The sequence below is a fragment of the Niallia alba genome, from assembly GCF_012933555.1.
In the GTDB taxonomy this organism is placed as follows: Bacteria; Bacillota; Bacilli; order Bacillales; family Cytobacillaceae; genus Niallia; species Niallia alba.
The window spans coordinates 1,858,867-1,876,612 of record NZ_JABBPK010000001.1 but is presented as its reverse complement, the minus strand read 5'-3'; the positions used below and the strand labels follow the sequence as shown (position 1 = coordinate 1,876,612).

The 17,746-nt window shown below is 34.7% G+C and carries 16 protein-coding genes and 1 pseudogene; 8 read left to right on the top strand and 9 right to left on the bottom strand.

Annotated features, from left to right (window positions below; all coding sequences use genetic code 11):
* Positions 1–128: 128 nt before the first annotated feature.
* The gene (locus HHU08_RS08975; RefSeq protein ID WP_101730109.1) at positions 129–665 is read right to left on the bottom strand and encodes a GbsR/MarR family transcriptional regulator; all 537 of its coding nucleotides are present in this window, start codon (positions 663–665) and stop codon (positions 129–131) included.
* Between the two features lie 329 nt (positions 666–994).
* Here HHU08_RS08975 and proV point away from each other — a divergent pair, with 329 nt between their 5' ends.
* From proV to HHU08_RS08950, 5 genes and pseudogenes are all read left to right on the top strand, one after another.
* Positions 995–2,233, top strand: a complete 1,239-nt coding sequence (gene proV / locus HHU08_RS08970; RefSeq protein ID WP_169188310.1) for a glycine betaine/L-proline ABC transporter ATP-binding protein ProV — start codon at positions 995–997, stop codon at positions 2,231–2,233.
* A complete protein-coding gene (locus HHU08_RS08965) occupies positions 2,233–3,078 on the top strand; it encodes an ABC transporter permease (protein ID WP_016200894.1) in 846 nt (281 codons plus the stop codon). Before proV ends, HHU08_RS08965 begins: the two co-directional genes overlap by 1 nt.
* Position 3,079: 1 nt before the next feature.
* On the top strand, positions 3,080–3,961 hold the full coding sequence (locus HHU08_RS08960; RefSeq protein WP_101730110.1) for a glycine betaine ABC transporter substrate-binding protein: 882 nt from the start codon (positions 3,080–3,082) through the stop codon (positions 3,959–3,961).
* A gap of 75 nt (positions 3,962–4,036) precedes the next feature.
* Positions 4,037–4,384, top strand: a pseudogene (locus HHU08_RS08955) (TIM barrel protein); the annotation flags it as partial.
* A gap of 83 nt (positions 4,385–4,467) precedes the next feature.
* A complete protein-coding gene (locus HHU08_RS08950; RefSeq protein WP_328823065.1) occupies positions 4,468–5,712 on the top strand; it encodes an MFS transporter in 1,245 nt (414 codons plus the stop codon).
* Positions 5,713–5,975: 263 nt separating this feature from the next.
* Here HHU08_RS08950 and HHU08_RS08945 read toward each other — a convergent pair whose 3' ends face one another.
* The 3 genes from HHU08_RS08945 to HHU08_RS08935 all read right to left on the bottom strand — a co-directional run bounded on the left by HHU08_RS08945 (position 5,976) and on the right by HHU08_RS08935 (position 8,739).
* Positions 5,976–6,473, bottom strand: a complete 498-nt coding sequence (locus HHU08_RS08945) for a heme-binding protein (RefSeq protein WP_169188308.1) — start codon at positions 6,471–6,473, stop codon at positions 5,976–5,978.
* 205 nt (positions 6,474–6,678) lie between these two features.
* Positions 6,679–8,196, bottom strand: coding sequence for a flotillin family protein (locus HHU08_RS08940; RefSeq protein WP_016200889.1), 1,518 nt, complete (start codon positions 8,194–8,196; stop codon positions 6,679–6,681).
* 27 nt (positions 8,197–8,223) lie between these two features.
* On the bottom strand, positions 8,224–8,739 hold the full coding sequence (locus HHU08_RS08935) for a hypothetical protein (protein ID WP_016200888.1): 516 nt from the start codon (positions 8,737–8,739) through the stop codon (positions 8,224–8,226).
* Positions 8,740–9,292: 553 nt separating this feature from the next.
* On the opposite strand from HHU08_RS08935, the gene HHU08_RS08930 reads away from it, so the two are divergent.
* On the top strand, positions 9,293–9,619 hold the full coding sequence (locus tag HHU08_RS08930; RefSeq protein ID WP_016200887.1) for a hypothetical protein: 327 nt from the start codon (positions 9,293–9,295) through the stop codon (positions 9,617–9,619).
* Between the two features lie 480 nt (positions 9,620–10,099).
* Here HHU08_RS08930 and HHU08_RS08925 read toward each other — a convergent pair whose 3' ends face one another.
* From HHU08_RS08925 to HHU08_RS08905, 5 genes are all read right to left on the bottom strand, one after another.
* A complete protein-coding gene (locus tag HHU08_RS08925) occupies positions 10,100–10,876 on the bottom strand; it encodes a Cof-type HAD-IIB family hydrolase (RefSeq protein WP_169188307.1) in 777 nt (258 codons plus the stop codon).
* A gap of 23 nt (positions 10,877–10,899) precedes the next feature.
* A complete protein-coding gene (locus HHU08_RS08920; protein ID WP_016200886.1) occupies positions 10,900–11,688 on the bottom strand; it encodes an ABC transporter ATP-binding protein in 789 nt (262 codons plus the stop codon).
* 551 nt (positions 11,689–12,239) lie between these two features.
* Positions 12,240–12,506 (bottom strand): phosphocarrier protein HPr, encoded by a 267-nt coding sequence (locus HHU08_RS08915; RefSeq protein WP_016200885.1) that lies wholly within the window; start codon positions 12,504–12,506, stop codon positions 12,240–12,242.
* Between the two features lie 320 nt (positions 12,507–12,826).
* Complete coding sequence (locus HHU08_RS08910; RefSeq protein WP_169188306.1) at positions 12,827–13,540, bottom strand: gamma-glutamyl-gamma-aminobutyrate hydrolase family protein; 714 nt, start codon at positions 13,538–13,540, stop codon at positions 12,827–12,829.
* 176 nt (positions 13,541–13,716) lie between these two features.
* The gene (locus HHU08_RS08905; protein WP_016200883.1) at positions 13,717–15,273 is read right to left on the bottom strand and encodes a bifunctional metallophosphatase/5'-nucleotidase; all 1,557 of its coding nucleotides are present in this window, start codon (positions 15,271–15,273) and stop codon (positions 13,717–13,719) included.
* A gap of 256 nt (positions 15,274–15,529) precedes the next feature.
* On the opposite strand from HHU08_RS08905, the gene HHU08_RS08900 reads away from it, so the two are divergent.
* Positions 15,530–16,492, top strand: coding sequence for a D-2-hydroxyacid dehydrogenase (locus tag HHU08_RS08900; protein WP_169188305.1), 963 nt, complete (start codon positions 15,530–15,532; stop codon positions 16,490–16,492).
* Positions 16,493–17,156: 664 nt separating this feature from the next.
* Positions 17,157–17,642 carry a hypothetical protein gene (locus tag HHU08_RS08895; protein WP_169188304.1) on the top strand — a complete coding sequence of 162 codons (486 nt, stop codon included), beginning with the start codon at positions 17,157–17,159 and terminating at the stop codon, positions 17,640–17,642.
* Positions 17,643–17,746 lie beyond the last annotated feature (104 nt).

The window sequence follows — 17,746 nt, the reverse complement described above, 5'->3', positions numbered from 1 at the left end:
TGGTCCATTCCATTTTCATTTTAGAAACAAATCAAACTATATACAATTCAGCAAATCCAAATACAAAAGGTGTCATTCTTTATGGTTTAAACAACAAACCTTAAAGAATGACACCTTCATCCAAACTTTTATTCTTCTTTTTTTGGAATTAAATTAAAAATTTCATGGGATTCTAAGCTATCTACAAAACGATCAAGCCAATCATAATAATTAAGAGCATAGTGTAATTTCTCTAAATCTTTTTCCCCATCTTTTATTACATCCTCAGAAACCCCGTCTTTATTTAATAACGCTTTAATTTCATTCATAGACTTTTCAATCGCATAAACATTTTCAGTAATTGCTAATCTCCATTTAATCGTAAAAAAATCGATAAACGTTTGATACCAATCTTCTTCCGCACTATATAAATCTTTTCGAACACCTTTTCGCCATACTTTATCAACCATTTTTAATTCAAGCAATGTTCGAACCGATGTACTCATACTGGTTTTACTCATCCCCAGCTCTTCTTTCATTTCGTCAAGAGTCATTGGGTTTTGCTGAAATAATAACATTCCATATAATCTGCCAATTGATTCCGTTACACCATATAAATCCATGTTTTGAGCTACAGAATCAATCACTCTCTCTCGAGCAATATTTAACTGCTCTCTATCCGTCATTTATCATTCACATCCATATTATATGTTTACTTATCCATTGTAATAATGATTATTTCAATAATCAAGATGAACTCTAATGATTAACTAATAATTGATTATCTTTTTATAGATTAACATGAATGAAAAAAAAGTAAAGAAGCGTTCTTTATAGTATATGGTAGCATATGGGCGAATTTTTAAGAATAAAGCCACTACAGTTCGTTCAGTTTTTTCTGTACGTTCAGAATGAATGTTTTTAACTGATTATACAGTTTGTAATGTTTTTTTATACCTTTTATACTATATAAGGGCTCGGTTTACAGAGTCGTTAGAAATAAAGAGGTGAAAAAATGGAAAGTATGGCAAAATTGAAAATCGAAAACGTCACAAAGATTTTCGGAAAAAACACAAAAAAAGCGATTCAGCTATTAAATAATGGTGAATCTAAAAAAGATATTCTCAAAAAAACAGGAGCAACAGTCGGCGTAAATAAGGCTAGTTTTGAAGTAAATCCTGGTGAGATTTTCGTAATTATGGGGCTTTCAGGTAGTGGTAAATCAACATTAGTCCGCATGTTCAATCGTCTAATTGATCCTACAATCGGAAATATTTATATTGATGGGAAAGACATTGTCAGTATGTCTAAGGAGGAACTACGCAAGGTTCGAAGAGAAAAAATAAGCATGGTCTTTCAAAAATTTGCTTTACTTCCACATCGAACAATCTTAGAAAATGCTGAATTTGGTTTAGAAATTCAAGGTGTAGATAAGACAGCAAGAAAAGAGCGTGCACTTGAATCACTTAAACTAGTTGGTTTATCCGGTTATGAAAACCAATACCCCGACCAATTGAGTGGTGGGATGCAACAAAGAGTTGGTCTTGCTCGTGCTTTAGCAAATGACCCCGATATCCTATTAATGGATGAAGCGTTTAGTGCACTCGATCCTCTTATTCGCAAAGATATGCAGGATGAGTTATTAGATCTACAATCTAATATGGAAAAGACAATCATCTTTATTACACATGATTTAGATGAAGCATTGAGAATTGGCGATCGTATCGCTCTAATGAAAGATGGCTCGATTGTACAAGTCGGAACTCCTGAAGAGATTTTAATGAATCCTTCAAACGATTATGTAGAACGATTTGTAGAAGATGTTGATTTATCGAAGGTATTAACTGCAAATCACATTATGAAACGAGCAGAAGCAGTAACCATTGAAAAAGGTCCACGTGTTGCATTGCAAATGATGAAAAAATTAGGAATTTCAAGTATCTATGTTGTTAATAAGCGCAGAGAACTGCTCGGAGCAATTACCGCAGATGATGCACGTGTTGCTGCTGAAAAAAATGAAGGTATTGAAACGATTCTTCAAAAAGATGTAATTACCGTTACAGGTGATACGTTATTATCTGATCTATTTGATAAAGTTTCAACTGCGATCATACCGGTTGCTGTTATAGACGAACAAAATAGATTAAAAGGAATTCTTGTAAGAGGTGCGGTTATAGGTGCACTGGCTGGAAATAATGAGCTTATTAATACTCCACCTACCGAAGAAGCAGTACTAGTTGGGGGGAATGTATAATGAATAATCTATTTCCTAAACTGCCTGTTGCAGACTGGATTGATTCCTTCGTTGACTGGCTAACGACAACCTTTGAAGTATTATTTGATGGAGTAACTGCAGTACTAGAATTTGTTGTAAATGTATTAGTAGCCTTCTTTGGATTTATTCCTCCTATTCTATTAATCATTTTATTAGCATTACTGGCTTGGAAATTAGCGAATAAAAAGATTGCACTATTTACTCTAATAGGTTTATTACTTGTAGATAATTTAGGTTATTGGGAACCAATGATTGATACATTAGCTCTTGTACTTTCTTCTGTATTTATCTCCATAGTAATCGGTATCCCACTAGGTATTTGGGCTTCACAAAATAGCACTGTACGCAATATTGTTATTCCAATATTAGACTTTATGCAAACAATGCCAGCCTTTGTATATCTTATTCCCGCTATTTTCTTTTTTAGTATTGGTGTAGTACCGGGGGTTGTTGCATCTGTTATTTTTGCTATGCCGCCTACTATTCGCTTAACTATTCTTGGAATTCAACAAGTTCCTAGTGATATTACAGAAGCTACAGAGAGTTTTGGTAGTACGACTTCTCAAAAATTAATAAAAGTTCAATTACCACTTGCAATGCCAACAATACTTGCTGGTATTAATCAAAGCATCATGCTTGCGCTATCAATGGTAGTTATTGCTGCAATGGTTGGTGCACCTGGACTTGGTGCAGATGTTTATCGTGCTGTAACCCAGATTCAAATTGGACGCGGGTTTGAAGCAGGTATTTCTATTGTAGTACTTGCAATCATTTTAGATAGAATTACCCAAAATGTGGGTACGAAAAAAAAGGGGGCAAAATAATATGAAAAAAATAACAACTATACTAGGAGCAATCACTCTCTCTCTAGGTTTAGCTGCTTGTAGTTCAAGTAGTGTAAATAACGAGAATGCCACTATTGGCGAAAAGGTAGATTATGAGATTATCGGTATTGATCCAGGAGCTGGATTAATGAAAGCAACTAGCCAAGCAATTAGTGACTATGAGCTAAGTGATTGGAAATTAGTTGAAGGATCAAGTGCAGCAATGACCGCTGCTCTAAAAAAAGCTTATAATAAAGAAGAACCAATTATTGTAACAGGCTGGACTCCACACTGGATGTTCGCTGCATACGATTTAAAATACTTAGAAGATCCAAAAGGGTCTTTTGGTGAAGATGAAAACATTCATTCTATTGCTCGTAATGGACTAAAAGAAGATATGCCAGAAGCATACAAGGTATTAGATAATTTCCATTGGACAACAGAAGATATGGGCGTTGTCATGATGGACATATACGATGGAGAATCTCCTGAAAAAGCAGCAGAAAGCTGGGTAAAAGAGAATGCTGATAAAGTTAGCGAATGGACAGAAGGTGTCGACAGTGTTGATGGAGATAAAATTAAAATCGGCTATGTTGCATGGGATAGTGAGATCGCAAGTACAAACGTTATCGGTAAAGTATTAACAGATTTAGGTTATGATGTAACATTAAGCCAAGTAGAAGCAGGTCCAATGTGGACAGGTGTTGCAGATGGCAGTTTAGATGCGCATATTGCTGGTTGGTTACCGATTACCCATGAAGACTATGCAAGCAAATTCGAAGGAAAATTCGAAGATCTAGGTCCAAACTTAGAAGGAACAAAATTAGGGCTTGTCGTGCCAAGTTATATGGATATTGATTCTATTGAAGATTTAAAAGAATAATAGAATTCGCAACATGAGATGAGAAAAAGAAGAATGCTGCTTAGACAAGTAGCATTCTTCTTTTTCTTTACATAAGTACATTCTGTTCCACATGCTTTCTTTTATGATGATGGGATTGGAGATGTAGCAAAACATATAGATGAAGCTGGCGACCTACTAGCACATGTTTTAATTGCTGATACCTTAAACCATAAAGCAGCCTTTGGATTGCGTTATATTGTCAATCCACCAAATGCTAATATCACCATTCACCAACATTTAAATCCAGGTGAAGGAGAAATAGATTTTGATGCACTTTATCGCAAATTAAGGGAAATAAAATTTGATGGAATCGTAACAAATGCCGTATTTGCGTACCCAGATAGACCAGAATGGTCAAATGAAGTTACTTTAAAATCGATAAGAAATGGATTGAAACTGTAAAGCAAATGGCATATAGGCCAGTAATATTCCTATATGCCATTTAACAATTAAGTTTTAAAGAAAGGAAAAATGGAACGAAAAACATAAACAGTTCAAATTTTTGGTATCGGATTGGGGTTCCAACTGAATTTACCTGGGGATATATTGGGACATTTCTTTTTATGCTCGGCAGCTGTATTGAAAATAGTTGGTTTTCAGCTTATCTTGTAGACCTAGGATTTTCTGTATCGCAAGCAGCAACCATTTTCTCTGCCTTCGGTATTATGGTAGCATTGGGTTCATGGTTATCTGGAATTTGTGTAGAAGTTTGGGGAGCAAAAAAAATCATGCTTATTGGCTTAATTGCCTATTTAGCATTTTCTATTCCATTTATGCTTTTTGCCTTACCTTCAGAAAACTATTTAGCCATTTTATTATTGTATATGGGTAGAGGGTTAGGATATCCGCTATTCTGCTATTCCTTTTTAGTGTGGCTAACCATTGATGTTGATGTCAGCATTCAAGGCAGAGCAACCTCCTATTTTTGGATATGCTATAATTTGGGTTTTACCATTATCGGCCCAGTTTTTGCGGTTCAGCTTATCCCGTTCATCGGTGAAACTGCTGTCATATGGGTAGGAATCGTTCTTTCCATTGTAGGCAGCTTATTAGCTCTTTTTCTCACAAAGAAAAAGTTTATCATTAAAGAAAGAGATACAACCCCATTGGTAGAAATAAAAGAAGGAATTTTAATCATGTTTAAAAGACCTAGAATTGGTACCGCTGTTATTGTGAAGACAATTAATGGCCTTGGCACCTATGGCTTCGTTGTTGTATTACCAGTGTTTCTTATTAATAAAGGTTATAGTATGGCAGAATGGTCAACCATTTGGGGAGCAACTTTTATATCTAATCAGATATTTAATGTTATTTTTGGCTATTTAGGGGACAAAATCGGTTTCAGAAAAACGATCCAACTTTTTGGAGGAACTTTAACAGGCGTCGCCACCATCGCTGTTTATCTCGTCCCACAATTATTTGGATATAATTACTGGTTATTCTTCTTAGCAATGTGTTTTTGGGGTGCTGGACTAGCAGGTTTTGTTCCCATGTCGCCCCTTGTTCCACTAATGGCACCAGATAACAAGGGAGCAGCAAACTCAGCTGTTAACTTTGGGTCAGGATTAGGAAATTTTGTTGGCCCTGCTCTAGTTTCTTTACTTGTTGTCTTTGGTACTGGAGCTGTTATGTATACAATGGCTGCATTATATTTAATAAGTGTTATCTTAACAGCCTTCTTAAAAACACCAGATGAACTACATCAACCGCTGAAAGATGAAGCAGCCTAGATAAGCGCTATGCTGGTTGCTTAAAGAAATACAAAGTTCTTCCCATTCTCTCAAAACCTTGCATGTGGCGCACTTCATTCTTGGTTTTGGGAGAATTTCTTTTAAGAAAGATAGAATTTCTCATGAAGCAGAGGGTTTAAATTCTTTCCCATCCTCTATATCGAAGTCTGACTTTCATCCCAAAAAAGGCAGTCACATAAAATAGCTAATTCCCGAAGTAGCTATTTTTATGTAATCTACCTTAAAGTTCTATTAAATTTTCCTTATTTTTCACTAGAATACAGATCAAACTCCAACTCTTCTTGTTCCTGTCGTAACATTTTTATTGCATTTACACACAACATATGATCCTCTTCCATTGTTAAACCGGAAACAGTTAAACAGCCCTCATAGCCATTTCCCATCACCCTAACAGGAAAGCCACCGCCAGCAAGAGCATATTCCTCTCGATTTAAGCCATTTGTTTGATAGTATTCTTCCTCATTTTCGTTATACTCCAAACGAATTAACATGGAGCTTTTTTCATGGTGGTATACTACATTCCTTTTTCGGCGAATCCAACATTCATTTTCATAAGAAGTATTTTTCCCCGCTAAGAAAAATAGCTCCCTTTTTCCTTTGTATATCGAAATACAAATCTTACTTGCATCCTCTCCCGCAAGTTCTACCACTCTTTGTGCTAATAAAAATGAATCATCAATATTAAATGTAATTAGTTGCGCTTCTTTTTCATGTTCCATTACCTCTAGTTTTGTAAACATTTTTTTCATCTCCTCTTTAATCTTTTTTTTGATATTAATTCCCTCAATTTCATGTTATCGCTTTCATATTAATTGAAAATAGGAAATTAGTTAATCTATTTTCTTGCTATTAAATTGATCTTTTTTAACACTAATCATCCGAATACTTTGCTTCAGTACTCTTACAACCAAAAAACCCGATAGCTATTAGCTACCGGGTTTTGAACTATTCAGCTGATTTATTACTTAAATTATCATTCAACTCATTAATACTCTGACGAATATTCCCTTTACCTGATAAATTTTCAAGTAATTCTTTAACATCAATTCCTGCTGAAGCCTTTAAGGATTCTTGCATCGTTGACATTAAGTTCGTTGCATAGCCAGTTACTTTATTAGCTCCCCCATTACTGCCATCACTTCCTGTATCAACAACAGTAATCTTATCGATATTAGCTAATGGACTAGCCACTTGTTTTGCATATTCAGGTAACATTTCAAGCACCATATCCAAGATTGCCGCTTGGCCGTATTGTGCATATGCTTCTGCGATTTTGCGTTTTGCTTCTGCTTCTGCCAAACCTTTTAAGCGGATGATTTCTGCTTCTGTTTCCCCTTTTGCTTTTTCTGCTTCCGCTTTCGCTAAACCATCTACACGCACTTTTTCTGCTTCCGCTTTCGCTTGTGACTCAATGCGGTATTGGTTCGCATCTGCTTCAGCAATTTCACGGCGTTTGTTCGCTTCAGCAGCCTGTTCCATCGCATAGCGATCGGCGTCGGCTTTCTTTTTAACCTCTGAATCATACTGCTTCTCTCTTCTGAGAATTTCTTTTTCTTCTAATTCAATTTGTTTCTGTCTTTCAATAATCTTAATTTGCATTTCTTGTTCTGTAACTTCCTGCTTAGAACGAGCACTTTCTAAATCGTACGCTTGGTCAGCACGTGCTTTCGCAATATCTTGATCTCTTCTATAGTCAGCAATTTTCATTTGATTTTCTTTTTCTGCTTCAGCAATTTCCGTTGCTCTTTCTAACTCGGCCTTTTTAGCTTCTTTATCCGCTTCGGCTTTTTTGATTCTTGTTTCTTTATCTGCTTCAGCAGTAGCAATGTCTGCATCTCGTTTTACTTGAGCAATTCGTGGCTTACCAAGTGATTCTAAATATCCATTTTTATCTCTTACATCTTTAATCGTAAAGGAAACGATGATTAGACCCATCTTCGCTAAATCGTGTGAAGCAACTCTTTGTACTTCTTGTGAAAACTTATCTCTATTTTTATAAATTTCTTCTACTGTCATACTACCGAGAATGGAACGTAAATGTCCTTCTAGTACTTCTCTTGCTTCGTTTTCACGATCTTGTTTTGTTTTTCCTAAAAACTGTTCAGCTGCAGTAGCGATTTCCCCAATGGAACCACCAATTTTAATAATCGCTGTACCGTCCGCCATTACTGGAACACCTTGTTCTGTATATACTTCCGGTGTAGAAACATCTAATTTACTAGATAACAAACTTAGAGGTTCTGATTGCTGGAAAACTGGGAGAATAAATGCCCCTCCCCCTCTAATAATTTTTATTTTATTTCCTGATTCATCGACATGAACATTTTTAGAACCTAAATAACTTCCTGTTACAATTAGCGCTTCGTCCGGTCCTGCTGTCTTATACTTTGCCACAAAAATACTAATAAGTGCGATTAGTAAAAATACTACGATTGCTATTACAATATAAATCTCAATTGCCATCCATTTTTCCTCCTCTAGTATGCTTTTCTATATACCGTCCTTACGAACAACATAGGCAACATTCTCTTTAATCTCTACTACAACCGTTTCTTCACCAAATCTAATTTCTTCATTATAAAAACTTGCTGCAGTCTTTGGTATATTCCCACTGATGCTCTCAATCAAAATTTCCCCAAAGCCATCTTTCGGAATTGCAGTTATGACTTTGCCAATTCTTCCTTTTAATGATTCATCATTGTAAACTAATGATTCCTCTGCATTGGCAAGAGGGATAAAAACAAAAAAGTGTAAACAGCTTGAAATAATAAGTGCGATTACTGCTGAAATGGAAAGAATAATAATGCTATTGATATTAGAGTACTTCTCCATAATATAACCACTTGCTGATAAGATCGTGAAAAAAGCAAGGATTAAGGTTGGGTTAAATACACCAACATCTCCACCAAATAAATCTGATAGTAATAATGTTAATATGACACATATTCCCGAACCAATTAAAACAGTTAAATAAATGGAGGGAAGATCAAAGCCGAATAATTCCATAAACATCATTCACTTTCTAAAAATTTAATTTTGCTATGTATTCACTGAATCAATCCTCCTTCGTTTTATTTCTTACCATACATACGGCTTAAAATAAGAAAGGTTTCAAGAATCTTTAGAAAAAATAAAGAAAACTTCCATCAGTGTTTTTTTGCTTATTCCAATGATGATTAGTAAAAGCGGGATAAACCTAATTTATATTCCTATTGTAAAGAACTTACATAGAGAAATAAAGACCACATAGTGTCTTTGGGAAAATTACTAATACGTTTTCACCAATTGGTTTCATTCAAAAAAGAAATGCCGTTTCTAAAAATATTGTTGTTTTTCAAGAGACAGGTAAGTCTCACGGAAGCTGGAGTGTGTTTAGGCTACAGGCAATACATACAAAGTTTTCAAATACATCCACCATTAATTTTCTCATAAAATTTCGTCATCTTTAAGAATTTGTTTCATATCATAATTTAAGGGGAATTTCATATATATCAACTTAATTTTTTGTATATGCCATTGTTACCGTTTGAGCAATAAATCTTAATGAAAAGGTGATATTGTGGAGGAGCATACGAAACGTACAGATAAATATGTGGAAAAGAAAAATAGTATTGGGAAAAAAGTTATGTATTTTTTAGGTTCTATCCTACTGCTTAGCACCATTTTTGGAGGCTATATTTTCTCAGATAAATATTTTGCTAGTGAGCCTAAAACAGGAAAAGAAGAATTTGGGGAAAAAGTAGTTATAACTTTGCCAACCGGTAAAAAAGTGTATACCTACGAAAATCTAATTGTGGAAGAAGACGGCAAACTACTGTATAAAGGGGAACGCAATACAATTGATTTATCAGGTGGAGTTGTCGTATATGAAGATTGGAAGGATTAAAATAATCTTTGTTGTAAAGTGACTTTAATATGTTGGTTTATACTACCAGTACATACTGGTTTAAATAAAGAGGCTGTGACATAACTAAATAGATACTATGTAAAGACGAACAATCTCTCATTTAGCTAGTAAATAGCGGCTGCTTTCGCATACTTTTTTACAATAGAAAATATAATTAGTTGGGAAAACAGAGCAGCCGGAATACACGTAGACTCCTGTGGGATTAGCGAGACAGTCTGAGACCCTGCAGGCCAAAGGCCGAAGCGACTCAGCGCGAGCCCCACGGAAAGCGAAGTGTATTCCGGCTGCGGGCAACAGCAACAAACTTCATAGAGCATCCTTTTTTAAAATGAAAAAACCCTAACAATTATACGAACTTTTCGTTAGCGTTTTCGTATAATTGTTAGGATTTAACTTTAACTGGAATACTTATGTCCCAGTCTCTTATTTATATGTATCCTGCACTCTCCTAAACTTCCTCTACTCTAGGAGGCCTATTTTTTTTAATCCATAAGCAATTCCGCCTTCGTCCACATGTTTTGTGACAAATTTAGCATATGGTTTAATATTTTCATGAGCATTTCCCATAGCTATTCCCATCCCTACATAAGAAAGCATTTCTTTATCATTTAACCCATCTCCAAATGCCACTGCTTCCTTTGGATCTATATTTAGGATATTTAAGATTTGTGCTATCCCTGCTGCTTTTGAACCACCTGTTGGAATAACGTCCGTTGATAAAGGATGCCAACGAACAAAATGAATATTGGAAAATGACTCTTCATACAATTTCTCTTCTTTCCCTTCACAAAAAAGCAAGCATTGATATATATCTGCTTCCTTCCAAAAATCTTTTCGATAAGATGGAGCATTTAATTTTAAGGACTGAAAGGATTCAATAACATGCGCATGTTCTTCATGATTTGCGCAGCATTCCTTACTCCCTTGGAAAACTAATGGATGATTATTTTTTAATGCCATATCTTCTAACGCTTTTAGTGTTTCAACAGGGATCGGTTTTCTATAAACTTCTTCTGCCTCATGCACAACATATGATCCATTAAAAGAAATATAGGATGATAAACCAAGATCTGCTAAAATATCTGAAAAGAAATAAGGCGCTCTACCAGTTGCTAATACAACCGGAATATGACGCTTCTTTAATTCCTTAATAGCTAATTTTGCATCATTCGGAATGTTTTTCTCTCCGTTTACTAATGTTCCGTCAATATCAATAAATACAATTTTATAAGTCAATATTCTGCTCCTTTGTCTCGTTCTCAGTTCTCAATCAATGAGCTTCTTCTAGCCAATAGTGGACGTTCATTATTCCAAATAATTTCTACTGGTAATGAAAAAAAGCTGCTCATATTCTTACTTGTCAACATTTCTTTTGTATATCCTGAGGAAAATTCCTCTCCTTCTTTCAATAGAAAGGTATGAGAAAACACTGGTAATATTTCTTCTACATGATGCGTAACGTAAATGATGCTGCTATTTTCATTTACTAACTCGGAAATAGTGTCCAGTAATTGTTCTCTTGCTAAAAAATCTAAACCAGTTGCTGGCTCATCTAATATAATAAGCTCAGGATTTACCATTAAGGCTCTTCCAATAAGTATACGTTGCCGCTCACCTTGAGACAAGCTATTATATGGTCTGTCAGCGTAAGATAAACTACCTAACTTACCCATTATTTCAATCGCTTTGTTCCTAATTTCTGGTGTTGGTGACTCATATAAGCCAATCGAAGCATAGGCTCCACTAAGCACAATTTCAAATGCACTGTCTGATTCATATAAGTTTTGCTGCAGTCGATTTGATACTAGTCCAATTTTCCGCCTCAAGGCTCCTCCTAACTCCGCTTTACCGAACACCTTTCCTAGCACTTCCATTCTTCCGACTGTTGGATGATAATAGGCACAAATCATATTTAATAAAGCTGTTTTTCCCGCACCGTTAAGACCATATAGAATCCAATTTTCTCCTTTATTAATCTCCCAATTAATATTTTGCAGAATCCATTGGCCATTTCTTTTTAAGCCAACATCTTTTATTTGAACGATCATGCCACTCCCCCCTATTCTTTATATATTTTACTAAAAATTCTTACAATATGTACAGGAGGAATAACTGGACTGACCTATTTGTATTACTATTCATTTTAATTTCACCTACAAAGTCATCTATAACACAGCAACTGCCGCAAAAAATAAAGGCTGTTTTCGCAAAGTTTGTTGCTAGAAGTATTTCTATCTAAAAGTTTTTACCTATTACGAAAACAACGATCTTTAGAAAACAGACAAAATAAAAAAGATCTGACTTTTTTCTTCATGGAATCATTCAAAGAATATTCTTCTTAAATGATTCCATTCTGCTTTAAGCCAAATCTTTATAAGAATAACTACAATTATAAAATGAAACTAACACTGTTGATCTCCCACCCATTTTACTCGTATTCTCATAAGCTTACACTTGAGTCTTACTGTCCGTTAAGAGTAGGATAAATGCTTACTTCCTGTTTACAATATCATTATCTCTGTTTATGTAACCGCTTTAATTACAGTGCAAAAAAATATTAATGAGAGTGACCCCCATTTAAGAGGGTCATAAACAAAGATTAACCAACTAATCCTTCTTTTTTAAGGACAGCTTCTACACCGTCAACTGCTTCTACTTCATCTTCACCAGTTGCAGAAATAGTAATTTCTCCACCTTTAGGTACACCTAGTGACATTACGCCCATAATAGACTTTAAGTTCACTGATTTTCCTTTGAAAGAAATTTGCATATCAGATTTGAATTTGCTAGCAGTGCTTACTAATAATGTTGCTGGTCTAGCATGAATACCAGTTTCATCAATTACAGTAAAAGTTTTTTCGCTCATTGTTATACCTCCTAAAAAATTGTCTTACCATATTATTTTAGCTGATTTTAGGAGTTAATACTAACTTTTTTTTCATCTTTTTCTGTTTTCACTTATTTCTTTATCTTATATGGTTAAAAAGCTTCTATTATTAAGCCCTTATTAATGTATCCTGTTAGATTTTCCTATTTTATCCCACTCTTAACGGACAGTAAGACTCCCCCCTCAAGCTTATGAGTATACGAGGAAGATAGGTGGGAGGTCAACTGTCCGTAAAGGTCCGATTGGTTCAACTAACCATCAGTGGGAGAGGAAGGAAAAAACCCCCACTGATGGAAGTTTCACTTTATACTTTTTATAAATTCGGCAAAAATTCGATTCATTTTTTCATTAGTAGAGGCCATAGATTCAGGATGCCATTGAATTCCCAATAAAAAATGAGGATAATTTTTATGTTCTACCGCTTCAATAATACCATCACTGCTAGTTGCAACGACTTCTAAATCTTCAGCTAAACTATCAATTGCTTGATGATGAAGACTATTTACTCTTGTTTTTCCCTCTCCAATAATTGCTGCTAATTTACTGTTCTCTTTAATTGATACAAAATGGGAATCCAAGCTTCTGCTCACAGACTGGGTATGTTTAATACTATCAGGTAATTGAGAGGGGATATCCTGAATAAGTGTTCCTCCTAAAGCAACATTTAAAATTTGAATTCCTCTACAAATTGCTAGTATCGGTTTATTCGTTTCCATCGCTCTTTTAATTATTTGTAACTCTACTTGATCTCGCAAAAGAATTGTATCTCCAATGTTTCGATGCGGATCTTCTCCGAACAAGATGGGATCAACATCTTCTCCACCGCTTAAAAGAACCGCATCACAAAGATCCACCATTTCGATAGACAATGCCTCCTCCACAAATGGAAGGATAATCGGTAATCCACCATTTGCCGCAATTGTATTTTGATAGTCATGATGAACATAGGTACCTTCCATAAATTTATTTTTAAAAATGTATGCACCCGTTATCCCTATTATCGGTTTGCTCAACGATCTCCATCCCCTAACACCATTTAATTTTTTTAATATTAACAATATTAAAAAGGAAATATAAGAACTTGTCAATGAACTTTAGGAAAAGAAAAAATCAGCTATTATCAATACACATTCTAGTCAAAGATAATAACTGATTTTTTCAATTATAATTCTTTAGAAACGTTATTGCTTTACCAAATAACTTTCCAGTTATGATTACAAGTAGCAGAAACGATTCTTCTCTCCATAATATAATTAGCAATCAATTCAGAAGCATCAAATTGAACCTCTCGAACAACAGGTTTATTTTTAAACATTAAAAAATTTCCACCGCCTCCTGCTCGATAGTTATTCATTACAACTTCATAAATCGCTTCTTCGTTTATTGGCATGCCATCAAAATTTAATAGAATGACTCTTTGTCCTATTGGTTTAGATAAATCAAGTATATATTCAATCCCTTCCCACATATCATAGTTGTAATGCTGAGGCTTTGGATACACAAAAGAAGGATTAACTATCGGCTCGCCTTCATCATTTAAGGCAAAATATTTGGCGCTTTGTTCTAACGCGTCACGAATATCTTTTCCTGTTAATGCAAGTACTTTAAATGTATTAGGATAAATATAATTTGATACAATATCTCTCATCGTTACATTTGGTTTAAATCCTGGCGAGGCATTATTAAAAAGGGCAGTATTGCTGATTTTCACTTTCGCTACATCCATTTGCACTTTATTAAGAAATTCGATAAGTGGATTGTCTCCTAAGCGAATTGTCATTGGATCTGTTACTAACATATCCCCATCAATATGACCAATTGGCGTATCTAACCATTCTTGGGTACTTTCTTCATATTCCTTTGCTAATAGAAGAATATTCTTGTCTGCTTCTACTTCTGCTACGGATAATAATTCAGAGCTTTTCTCGATTACTTCCCCTTTATCATCTAATACCAATGTAATTTTGCCCACAAATTTACCATTATTGCTTGGTTGAATGATTTCTGTACCATTTATATTCCCAGTTAATTCTCGATGTTGATGACCAGTTAATAGGACATCTACTCCATCTATTTGTTTACAAATGGTATATCCTAGATTCTCCCTAGTCAATACCTCTGTCGGCTCACCTGTTTCAAGATTCCGTTCAAAGCCACCATGATAAGAGATGATAAGAACATCTGGCTGCTCTTCCTCCTTAATGAGATTGACCCATTCTTTCGCACTATCAAAAGCATCATAAAATTGAAGTCCTTTAATATTATGCGGATTTTCCCAATTCGGAATATAATGGGTTGTTATACCTAGGATAGCAATCTTAAAGTCATTTATCGTTTTAATCATATAAGGAGTTCCCAAAAATGGATTTTTCGTTTTTTCTTCCACAATATTGGCACATAGCCAGGGGAAATTCGATTCTTCGACTGCGCTTTTTAAAATAGGTAAGCCATAATTAAATTCATGATTTCCAATAACAGCCGCATCATATTTTAATTCATTTAAGATAGTGATCATTGGATTTTTTTTGTCTGCTAAAAAATTTACATAATGATAAGTTAACGGTGTTCCTTGTATTAGATCGCCATTGTCTATTACAATCGTATTTGGATTTTTGGCTCTTTCATTTGCTATAACAGTAGCAACTTTTCCTAAGCCTACAGCAGACGACGTATTATCTCCATAATTCAATGGGAAGATATTTCCATGAATATCACTCGTCAATAAAATAATTACTTCTGTATTCAAAACTTCATCTCCTGTTATCAATAATTCATCATTTCTACATGTATCATTATTTTACTAATAGCAATTCGTACCAAATAATAGCATTAATATTATAGCAAGTTCATTCTTTAATAACTACCGATAATACTTCTATTTCCTAACCAACTCTTTAGTTTTCATGTGTGTTTTAATGAAAATAATCAAAATCATTACAATTATCACATATTTTGATACAATAGAAATTAGAAAATTTTACGATAAAGGAGTGTTCCCCTAAATGAATAAAAGAAAAATATTGATTACCCATTCTCTTCATCCTTCCCTTTTGGAAAAAATTCAGTCAGCATTTTCAGACTGGCAAATCATTCATGCATTAAAACCGGATGATTGGGAAAACCATTTAATCGATTCCGAAATTATTGTTGGCTGGAAAAGCAGCTTTAATTTACAAACCATATTACAAAATGACCAACTGAAATGGATCCAAACATGGAGTGCAGGTGTAAATTCACTCCCATTAAATCAATTGCAGAAAAAAAATATTTATATTACAAGCGCAAATGGCGTACATAGCTATCCTATATCCGAAACAATTTTTGCACTCTTACTAGGATTTACAAGAAATATCCATGCCTATGTTCGAAATCAACTAGTCAAAAAGTGGGACGGAACAGATATTAAATTAGAAGCGCATAAAAAAACAATTGGCATTATCGGCGTAGGAGCAATTGGGCTTGAAACAGCTAAAATTGCTAAAGCATTTGATATGCATATTATCGGTGTAAGAAATTCACGTAAGCCTACCGACTATGTAGATGAATTATATACTTCAGATCAATTGAATGAAGTGCTTCCTCTCTGTGATTATGTAGTGGTCACACTTCCTTTAACAGATGATACGTACCATCTATTTCAAAAAGAGCAATTTAACCAAATGAAAAAATCTGCCTTTTTTATCAACATTGGGCGTGGCGAAATAGTGAAAGAGGAAGATTTAATCTCAGCCTTAAAAAGCGGTGAGATTTTAGGAGCAGGATTAGATGTATTTGAAACAGAACCATTAGAGCAATCAAGCCCATTATGGGAATTGGATAACGTTATTATAACTCCACATACATCTGGTTCTACAGAACATTATAATAGTAGAGTTATAGAAGATATTTTGCTGGTTAACGCAAACCACTATTTAAAAGAAGAACCATTGCCGATTAATTTGGTGGACTACCAAAAAGGTTATTAACCTGCTCTTTTATACAAAAAAAAGGCTGGGACATACGTATTCCAGCCAAGGATAAATCCGAACAATTATACGAAGGTGCTGATGAAAGTTCCGTATAATTGTTTGGTTTTTTATTTGTTTTTAAAAGGAGGTTTCCATGAAGTTTAGTGCGGTTCCCCGCAGCCGGAATGCACTTCGCTTTCCGTGGGGCTCGCGCTGATGAGCCTCCACACTCCGGGGTCTCAGACTGTCTCGCTAATCTCACAGGAGTCTACGTGTATTCCAGCTGCTCTGTTTTCCCAACTAATCATATTTCCTCTTGTAAAAAGTATGCGAAAGCAGCCACTATTTACTAGCTAAATTAGAAAGTGTTCGTCTTTACAGAGTCTCTATTTAGTTATGTCCCAACCTTTTTATTTAAGTAGTTCAATTTCAATGGAGAAATGTTCTTAAACTAACACAGCAGGATTATGGAACGGAAGAAGTTTTAGTTTAATTTGCTGTTAGAGATTAAGTCTCAGGACTTATATAAAAATTGAACGAGAGGCTCAAGATTCTATATAAGGAAAATGATAAATTATTTGAAGTAGAGATACTGATTATTTTAGTGAGTATAAAAATATCACTTCTATTCGATTTTGAAAGTGGTGCAAAATATTGGAGAATCAGAAAGGGGATACATTAGATGAAAAAAGCAAAATATCAATTAACAGATTCAACCGCAACTAGAAAGTTACAAATTACTATTGTTTTATGCTCCATTATTTTTACCATTGGTACAGCTATCCATAATTTTGTTATTATTAATCCGCCGTTAATTGAAACAATGATGCAAATGGCAGGTGGAGCTGACCCTGCTGGTGCTGCATCAGGATTTACATTTGGTTTTAGAATTGTTGGATGTTTATACATTATAGGTAATGCGTTAGGTATATTCGCTTTAAATAGCCGTTCAAGAATTTTATGGTGGGTTATATTAGTGGTAAATATCACTCAAGCTACTGGACCTATTATGATACCTTCATCAATGTGGACAACAGTTAACGACGTTTATGGTGTGTTAGGGATTTTACCAAGTGCGATTACGGATGGTGGAGCGATTATCTTATCTTTAGTAATGATTATTTCTATGCTCAAATTTCGTACGATTTGGGCACAGAAACCCGCTTAAATTAAAGAGTTTTTTAGTTGAAGAATAAAATAGAAAGATCTAAAAAACGCTTGGAGTTAGACCAAGCGTTTTTGTATGTTATTTATTGTGTTAATACTGCTGTT

Excerpts from the sequence above, each read along its gene's own strand:
- HHU08_RS08975 (WP_101730109.1), bottom strand. The coding sequence starts at position 665 with ATGACGGATAGAGAGCAGTTAAATATTGCTCGAGAGAGAGTGATTGAT.
- proV (WP_169188310.1), top strand. The coding sequence starts at position 995 with ATGGAAAGTATGGCAAAATTGAAAATCGAAAACGTCACAAAGATTTTC.
- HHU08_RS08965 (WP_016200894.1), top strand. The coding sequence starts at position 2,233 with ATGAATAATCTATTTCCTAAACTGCCTGTTGCAGACTGGATTGATTCC.
- HHU08_RS08960 (WP_101730110.1), top strand. The coding sequence starts at position 3,080 with ATGAAAAAAATAACAACTATACTAGGAGCAATCACTCTCTCTCTAGGT.
- HHU08_RS08945 (WP_169188308.1), bottom strand. The coding sequence starts at position 6,473 with ATGTTTACAAAACTAGAGGTAATGGAACATGAAAAAGAAGCGCAACTA.
- HHU08_RS08940 (WP_016200889.1), bottom strand. The coding sequence starts at position 8,196 with ATGGCAATTGAGATTTATATTGTAATAGCAATCGTAGTATTTTTACTA.
- HHU08_RS08935 (WP_016200888.1), bottom strand. The coding sequence starts at position 8,739 with ATGGAATTATTCGGCTTTGATCTTCCCTCCATTTATTTAACTGTTTTA.
- HHU08_RS08920 (WP_016200886.1), bottom strand. The coding sequence starts at position 11,688 with ATGATCGTTCAAATAAAAGATGTTGGCTTAAAAAGAAATGGCCAATGG.
- HHU08_RS08915 (WP_016200885.1), bottom strand. The coding sequence starts at position 12,506 with ATGAGCGAAAAAACTTTTACTGTAATTGATGAAACTGGTATTCATGCT.
- HHU08_RS08900 (WP_169188305.1), top strand. The coding sequence starts at position 15,530 with ATGAATAAAAGAAAAATATTGATTACCCATTCTCTTCATCCTTCCCTT.
- HHU08_RS08895 (WP_169188304.1), top strand. The coding sequence starts at position 17,157 with ATGAAAAAAGCAAAATATCAATTAACAGATTCAACCGCAACTAGAAAG.